The 6,456-nt window shown below is 73.7% G+C and carries 8 protein-coding genes; 5 read left to right on the top strand and 3 right to left on the bottom strand.

What is annotated here, in order from left to right:
- Positions 1-49: 49 nt before the first annotated feature.
- Genes hemE through hemQ form a run of 3 tightly spaced genes read left to right on the top strand, consistent with a single transcriptional unit; the run spans position 50 to position 3,269 of the window.
- Positions 50-1,156, top strand: a complete 1,107-nt coding sequence (gene hemE / locus E1211_RS29415) for a uroporphyrinogen decarboxylase (RefSeq protein WP_132353054.1) — start codon at positions 50-52, stop codon at positions 1,154-1,156.
- 5 nt (positions 1,157-1,161) lie between these two features.
- Complete coding sequence (hemG, locus tag E1211_RS29410; protein ID WP_132353052.1) at positions 1,162-2,571, top strand: protoporphyrinogen oxidase; 1,410 nt, start codon at positions 1,162-1,164, stop codon at positions 2,569-2,571.
- Positions 2,568-3,269, top strand: a complete 702-nt coding sequence (gene hemQ / locus E1211_RS29405) for a hydrogen peroxide-dependent heme synthase (RefSeq protein ID WP_132353050.1) — start codon at positions 2,568-2,570, stop codon at positions 3,267-3,269. The genes hemG and hemQ overlap by 4 nt, the downstream gene beginning before the upstream one ends.
- 274 nt (positions 3,270-3,543) lie before the next feature.
- Here hemQ and E1211_RS29400 read toward each other — a convergent pair whose 3' ends face one another.
- The 3 genes from E1211_RS29400 to E1211_RS29390 form a co-directional block, all read right to left on the bottom strand.
- On the bottom strand, positions 3,544-3,996 hold the full coding sequence (locus E1211_RS29400) for a GNAT family N-acetyltransferase (protein ID WP_132353048.1): 453 nt from the start codon (positions 3,994-3,996) through the stop codon (positions 3,544-3,546).
- On the bottom strand, positions 3,948-4,952 hold the full coding sequence (locus E1211_RS29395; RefSeq protein ID WP_132353046.1) for a DMT family transporter: 1,005 nt from the start codon (positions 4,950-4,952) through the stop codon (positions 3,948-3,950). Before E1211_RS29395 ends, E1211_RS29400 begins: the two co-directional genes overlap by 49 nt.
- A gap of 171 nt (positions 4,953-5,123) precedes the next feature.
- Positions 5,124-5,384, bottom strand: a complete 261-nt coding sequence (locus E1211_RS29390; protein ID WP_120690892.1) for a Prokaryotic metallothionein — start codon at positions 5,382-5,384, stop codon at positions 5,124-5,126.
- Between the two features lie 158 nt (positions 5,385-5,542).
- On the opposite strand from E1211_RS29390, the gene E1211_RS29385 reads away from it, so the two are divergent.
- Both E1211_RS29385 and E1211_RS29380 read left to right on the top strand, forming a co-directional pair.
- Positions 5,543-5,818: an isoamylase early set domain-containing protein gene (locus E1211_RS29385; RefSeq protein WP_132353044.1), complete on the top strand. Its 276-nt coding sequence runs from the start codon at positions 5,543-5,545 to the stop codon at positions 5,816-5,818.
- Between the two features lie 100 nt (positions 5,819-5,918).
- Positions 5,919-6,456: lytic polysaccharide monooxygenase auxiliary activity family 9 protein (locus tag E1211_RS29380; protein WP_132353042.1), on the top strand; the 538-nt coding region annotated here is incomplete at its 3' end.

Below are 6,456 nucleotides of genomic sequence, written 5' to 3'. Positions count from 1 at the left end.
GTCACAAAGTGGGGGCGGGCCCGACAGCGGCGTCGTGGCGCGTGGCACGATGACCGCGATGAGCACGGAGAGCACGGGCACCGCGGCCCGAGACGGAGACCCCGCCCCTGCCGGACCGGGCGACTCGCCCTTCATCCGGGCGTGCCGCCGCCAGGCCGGCCCGCACACCCCCGTCTGGTTCATGCGCCAGGCCGGCCGCTCCCTGCCGGAGTACCGGGAGATCCGCGCGAACGTGGGGATGCTGGAGTCCTGCCGCCGCCCCGAGCTGGTCACCGAGATCACCCTCCAGCCGGTACGCCGGCACGGCGTGGACGCCGCGATCCTGTACAGCGACATCGTGGTGCCGGTCGCCGCGGCCGGGGTCGACCTGGACATCGTGCCCGGCACCGGGCCGGTGGTGGCCGAGCCGGTACGCGCCCTCGCGGACGTGGAGCGGATCCGCCCGATCACCCGCGACGACGTCCCGTACGTCGACGAGGCGGTCCGGATGCTCGTCGCCGAGCTGGGCGACACCCCGCTGATCGGCTTCGCGGGTGCGCCGTTCACCCTGGCCAGCTATCTGATCGAGGGCGGGCCGTCGCGGACGCACGCGAAGACCAAGGCGCTGATGTACGGCGACCCGCAGCTGTGGCACGCGCTCTGCGGCCGGCTGGCCGAGGTCACGCTGGCGTTCCTGCGGGTCCAGGTGGCGGCCGGGGTCTCCGCGGTGCAGCTCTTCGACTCCTGGGCGGGCGCGCTCTCCGAGGCGGACTACCGCCGGTACGTGCTGCCGCACTCGGCCACCGTGCTCGCCGGGCTCGCCGACGCGGGAGTGCCGCGGATCCACTTCGGGGTGGGCACCGGGGAGCTGCTCGCCGCGATGGGCGAGGCCGGCGCGGACGTGGTGGGCGTCGACTGGCGTACGCCGCTGGACGTGGCGACCGTCCGGATCGGGCCGGAGCGCGCCGTACAGGGCAACCTCGACCCGGCCGTGCTGTTCGCCCCGTGGCCGGTGGTCGAGGCCGAGGTGCGGCGGGTGCTGGCGCAGGGCCGGACCGCCCCGGGGCACGTGTTCAACCTCGGCCACGGCGTGCCGCCGGAGACCGACCCCGACGTGCTGACGCGGGTGGCCGCCCTGGTGCACGAGCTCACCGCCGGCCAGGTCGAGCGGAGCTGAGCGGCATGCGGCGTCCGGCGCGGGTGGCGGTGATCGGTGGCGGGATCGCCGGACTGGCCGCCGCCGTCCGGTTGCGCGACCGCGCGCCCGAGGGCACCGAGATCACGGTGTACGAGCAGTCCGGCCGGCTCGGCGGCAAGCTGCGTACCGGCGAGGTGGCCGGCCAGCCGGTGGAGTTCGGCGCCGAGTCGTTCCTGATGCGTGACCCGGCGGGCGGGGAGTCCGCCGCGGTGGCGCTGGTCCGGCGGCTCGGGCTGGCCGACCGGATCGTCCACCCGAGCGTCGGGCAGGCCGCGCTCGTCGTCGACGGCGGGCTGCGCCCGGTCCCGGGTGGCACGTTGGTCGGCGTACCGGGGGACCTGGCCACGGTGACGGCGGTGGCGAGGCCGGCCGCGGCGGCCGACCGCGACGAGGGCCGCCCGTTGCTCGGCCCCGAGGAGGACATCACCGTCGGCGCGCTGGTCCGCCGGCGGTACGGCGACGAGGTGGTCGACCGGCTGGTGGACCCGATGCTCGGCGGGGTGTACGCCGGCCGGGCCGACGACCTGTCGCTGGTCACCACGATGCCGGCGCTGGCCCGGACGGCCCGGGTCGAGCACACCCTGGCCGGTGCGGTACGCGCCGCGCAGGCGGCCGCGCCTCGCGTTCCGGGGGCGCCGGTCTTCGGCACGCTCGCCGGTGGGCTCGGCACCCTGATCGAGGCGGCGGCCCGCGAGAGCGGCGCGACGATCCGCCGGGACGCGACCGTCCGCGAACTCCGGCCGACGGCGGCCGGGTGGCGGCTGACCGTCGGCCCGACCCGCGACCCGGAACACGTCGAGGTCGACGCCGTGGTGCTCGCCGTGCCGGCGCGTCCGGCCGCGCGGCTGCTCGCCGGGGCGGCGCCCGAGCTGGCCGGCGTCGTCGGGCGGCTGGACTACGCCAGCGTCGCGCTGGTCACCCTGGCCCTGCCGCAGCCGCGCCTGCCGGAGCTCTCCGGCTTCCTGGTGCCCGGCACCGAGGGACTGCTGATCAAGGCGTCCACCTTCTTCACCACCAAGTGGGGGCACCTGCGCCGCCCGGACGGGCTGGCGCTCGTGCGCGCCTCGGTGGGCCGCTACGGCGAGGAGGCGCAGCTCCAGCGCCCGGACGAGGACCTGGCCGCGACCGTGCACCGGGAGCTCTCCGCGGTGCTCGGCACGCCGTTGCCCGCCGCGATCGACGGGCACGTGCAGCGCTGGGGCGGGGCGCTGCCGCAGTACGCCCCGGGGCACACCGATCGGGTGGCGGCGGTGCGGACCGCGTTGCGCGCCGGCCACCCCACGCTGGCCCTGGCCGGGGCCGGCTACGACGGGGTCGGCATCCCGGTCTGCGTCCGCTCCGGCGAGACGGCGGCTGAGGAGATCATCACTGCACTGGGAGGATCGGGGACATGACCGAGCAGACGAACGCGGCCCGGCTGCGGGAGCTGAACGACACCATCCGTTACACCATGTGGTCGGTGTTCCGGGCCAGCAGCCCGCTACCGTCCCTGCGGGACAACGTCACCGCCGAGGTCGAGGCGCTCTTCGAGGAGCTGGCCGGCAAGGACGTGACGATTCGCGGTACGTACGACGTCTCCGGCCTGCGCGCCGACGCGGACCTGCTGATCTGGTGGCACTCCTCCTCCAGCGACGCGCTCCAGGACGCCTACCTGCGCTTCCGCCGGACCACCCTCGGCCGGGCCATGACGCCGGTCTGGTCGCAGATGGCCCTGCACCGGCCGGCGGAGTTCAACAAGAGCCACATCCCGGCGTTCCTGGCCGGCGAGGAGGCCCGCGCCTACCTCTGCGTCTACCCGTTCGTGCGCTCGTACGAGTGGTACCTGCTGCCGGACGCCGAGCGGCGGGAGATGCTCGCCGAGCACGGTCGGATGGCCCGCGGCTACCCGGACGTGCGCGCCAACACTGTCGCCTCGTTCGCCCTCGGCGACTACGAGTGGATGCTCGCCTTCGAGGCCGACGAGCTGCACCGGATCGTGGACCTGATGCGCGACCTGCGGGCCTCGACCGCCCGCCGGCACGTGCGCGAGGAGGTCCCCTTCTACACCGGGCGCCGGCGGTCGATCGCCGAGATCGTCAACTGCCTGGTCTGAGCACACGGGTGGCGCGCCGCGCTGGCGCGCCGGGCGCCGGTGCCAGGTGGGTCGCGGTGCCGCCGAGACCGGGTGCGGTGTCACACCACTGCCTCGCCGACGGGGGTGAGCTGGCTGTACAGAGACAGTCAGCCTTTAGAGCTGAGTCGTCTACGACATCGCGCCTGAGCCGTTCGCGTCATCAGCTCCAAAGTCCCCGAGCTGTTTCATGCCGAGGGCACCTCGGCGTGCCCGGCCACCCGGCCACCCACCCGGCCAGCCGGCCAGCCGTTGGTCAAAGGGCCGGATCGCGGCGCATCGGGGTGTGCGGGATGCCGTCCTCGACGTACTCCAGGCCGCTGACGGTGAAGCCGTGCCGGGCGTAGAAGCCGACGAGGTGCGACTGTGCCTCCAGCACACAGGGCCGGTCACCGACCAGGGCCAGCGCTTCGGTCATCAGCCGGCCGGCGTACCCGCCGCCGCGGGCGTGCGGAGCCACCACCACCCGACCGATCCGGGCCACGCCGCCCGGGTCGGCGAGGATCCGCAGGTACGCGAGCGGAGCGCCGCCGTCGGCGAGCCAGAGATGCCGCGTGCCCGGCTCGACGTCGCGGCCGTCGAGTTCCGGATACGGGCAGTTCTGCTCGACCACGAACACGTCGATCCGCAGTTTGAGCAGGTCGTGGAACGTGCGGGTGGTCAGGTCCGGGAACGCGGCGGTGCGGACCTCGATCGTCTGCGGAGGCATCCTGCGATCGTAGGTCCACCGGCTTGCGGAGCCAGGTACGTGGCGGCCACCGCAGTGAGCAGCAGCACCCCGCCGGTGAGCACGGGGAGCGGCAGTGGCTCGCCGAGGAGCACGACGGCGAGCGCTGCGGCGGTCAGCGGTTCCACGAGGGTGAGCACCGCGGCGACGCTGCCCTCGACGGTCCGCAGCCCGGCGTTGAACAGCACGTACGCCAGCGCGGTGGTGACCAACCCGAGGTGGAGCAGCAGCGCCACGACGTCGGGGCCTGCCGGCACGGTCAGCCCCGCGGACAGGGCGACCGGGGCGAGGGCCAGCGCACCGATCACGGTCGAGATGGTGGTGAGCGTCATCGGTGGGGTCGTTTGGGAGACGTGCCGGCTCACGAGGGTCGTCGCGGCGTACCCGAGGCCGGACCCGGCTGCCGCGAGCAGCCCCAGCAGCGGTCGGGGCGCCGCCGAGGTGGGCTCGGCCGAGGCCCCGGTGACCAGCGCGAGTCCGGCGACCGCGGCCGCGAGTGTGGCCAGCCGGAACGGGCCGGGCAGCCGGCGGGCCCGGACCGACTCCCAGGCCACGACGAGCACCGGGGCCAGGCCGAGGCTGACCAGGGTGGCCACGCCGACTCCGGCGAGCGCGACGGCCGCGAAGTACAGCGCCTGGTAGATGCCGAGCCCGACCCCGGTCGCCAGCAGCGGCAGCGGCGCGGCGCGCAGGGCGGCCAGCGTCGGCCGCAACCGTGGGGCGGCGAACGCCGACAGGACGAGCGCCGCGATCGCCAGGCGGTGGAAGCCGATGCTGACCGGGTTCAGGCCGGTGGTCTCGTGGACGACGTGCACGACGATTCCGGTGGTGCCCCACAGCACCCCGGCGACGGTGATCTGGATCAGGCCGGTGCGGACGGGCGGGACAGGCGTGACCGGCGCCGGTCGGGAGGCCGGCGCGGTGCGGGAAGCGGGCATGTGTGCGCTCCGAAAGGGTGAGCCGCTGACGGGGGACGTCGGCGGAGCGCACAGCGATGTGGCCGATCCGGGTCAACCGGTCGGCGTGGGGCGGCGCGCTCCGGTCAGGAGCGCGGGGGAGGCAGGACGCCCAGGAAAGGCCGCATCGGAAGACCGTACCGTGGGCGCGCGTCAGGAGGGGCGTACACCGACCGCGTCGCGGATCTCGGCGCCCTGGGCGCCCTCGACGGCCCGGGCGCAGTGCCCGCTGCAGAAGAAGCGCCCGTTGACCTCCACCCCGTGCCCCACGATCTTGATCTGGCAGTGCTCGCAGATCGGCGCCAGCCGGTGGATCGCGCACTCGAAGCTGTCGAAGGTGTGGGTGTCGCCGCTGACCGTCCGGACCTCGAAGGCCATCCAGTAGTCGTTGCCGCAGACCTCACAGGTCGCCATCAGTACCCCCCGGAACAGGACATTTGCCTCCAGGGTGCGGCAGGGTGGCCGCGCGGGCGGGAGAAATGCCGCGATCCGCGCGGGCTCCGGCGGCGTGTCGGCTCCGGCGTGTCACCCGTTGAGCCTGGTAGACCGCTCTGAGCCCCTGGAGGTATCCCGTGATCAAGCGCAGCAGGCTCTTCGGCAACCAGACCCGGGTGACCTTCTGCCTGCCCCGGGACACGCCGCCCGGTGCGGTGAGCGTGGTCGGCTGCTTCAACGGTTGGGAGCCCGGCCGGCACGAACTGGTCCCGCGTCGCGACGGCACCCGGACGGTGACGGTGCGGCTGCGCCCGGGGGAGTACCGGTTCCGCTACCTGGCCACCGGAGGGGTCTGGCTCGACGACGACAGCGCCGACCGGGTGGACGAGCAGGGGTGCACGTTGGTGATCTGAGACCTCGGGAAACGTGCCGGCATTTATCGATGAGAGTCTTTACAGTTAACAAAGTTTAATTTATGTTGGTGGCATCTTCACCACCCCGCGGAGGTGCCACATGCGTCGAAGGATCACCCTCCCGGTCGTGGCGGCGGGCGCCGTCCTCTCCTCGCTCGCCGTCGCGGCCCCCGCCCAGGCCCACGGCTACGTGTCGTCGCCACCGAGCCGGCAGGCGCTCTGCGCGCAGAACCGGGTCCCGGACTGCGGGCAGATCAAGTACGAGCCGCAGAGCGTCGAGGGCCCGAAGGGGCTGCGCAACTGCCACGCCAACATCGCCCACTTCGCCGTCCTCAACGACGACAGCCGGGGCTGGCCGGCCACCTCGGTCGGCAGCACTGTGACGTTCACCTGGATCAACACCGCCCGGCACGCCACCAGCAACTGGGAGTACTACATCGGCAACACCCGGGTGGCCGTCGTCAACGGCAACGGCCAGCAGCCCGGGGCCACGGTGTCGCACACCGTCAACCTGAGCGGCTTCTCGGGCCGGCAGAAGCTCCTCGCCATCTGGAACATCGCCGACACCGCCAACGCGTTCTACTCCTGCGTCGACCTCCAGATCGGCGGAGGTGGCGGCCCCGGACCCACCCCGACGC

The organism is Micromonospora sp. 15K316, from assembly GCF_004348525.1.
Lineage (GTDB): Bacteria > Actinomycetota > Actinomycetes > Mycobacteriales > Micromonosporaceae > Micromonospora.
The sequence above is the reverse complement of the archived record's forward strand: the minus strand, read 5'-3'. Positions and strand labels throughout refer to the sequence as shown.

What these genes read in the sequence shown, in the direction of transcription:
- hemE (WP_132353054.1), top strand. Translation starts at nt 50, where the DNA reads ATGACCGCGATGAGCACGGAGAGCACGGGCACCGCGGCCCGAGACGGA.
- hemG (WP_132353052.1), top strand. Translation starts at nt 1,162, where the DNA reads ATGCGGCGTCCGGCGCGGGTGGCGGTGATCGGTGGCGGGATCGCCGGA.
- hemQ (WP_132353050.1), top strand. Translation starts at nt 2,568, where the DNA reads ATGACCGAGCAGACGAACGCGGCCCGGCTGCGGGAGCTGAACGACACC.
- E1211_RS29400 (WP_132353048.1), bottom strand. Translation starts at nt 3,996, where the DNA reads ATGCCTCCGCAGACGATCGAGGTCCGCACCGCCGCGTTCCCGGACCTG.
- E1211_RS29395 (WP_132353046.1), bottom strand. Translation starts at nt 4,952, where the DNA reads ATGCCCGCTTCCCGCACCGCGCCGGCCTCCCGACCGGCGCCGGTCACG.
- E1211_RS29390 (WP_120690892.1), bottom strand. Translation starts at nt 5,384, where the DNA reads ATGGCGACCTGTGAGGTCTGCGGCAACGACTACTGGATGGCCTTCGAG.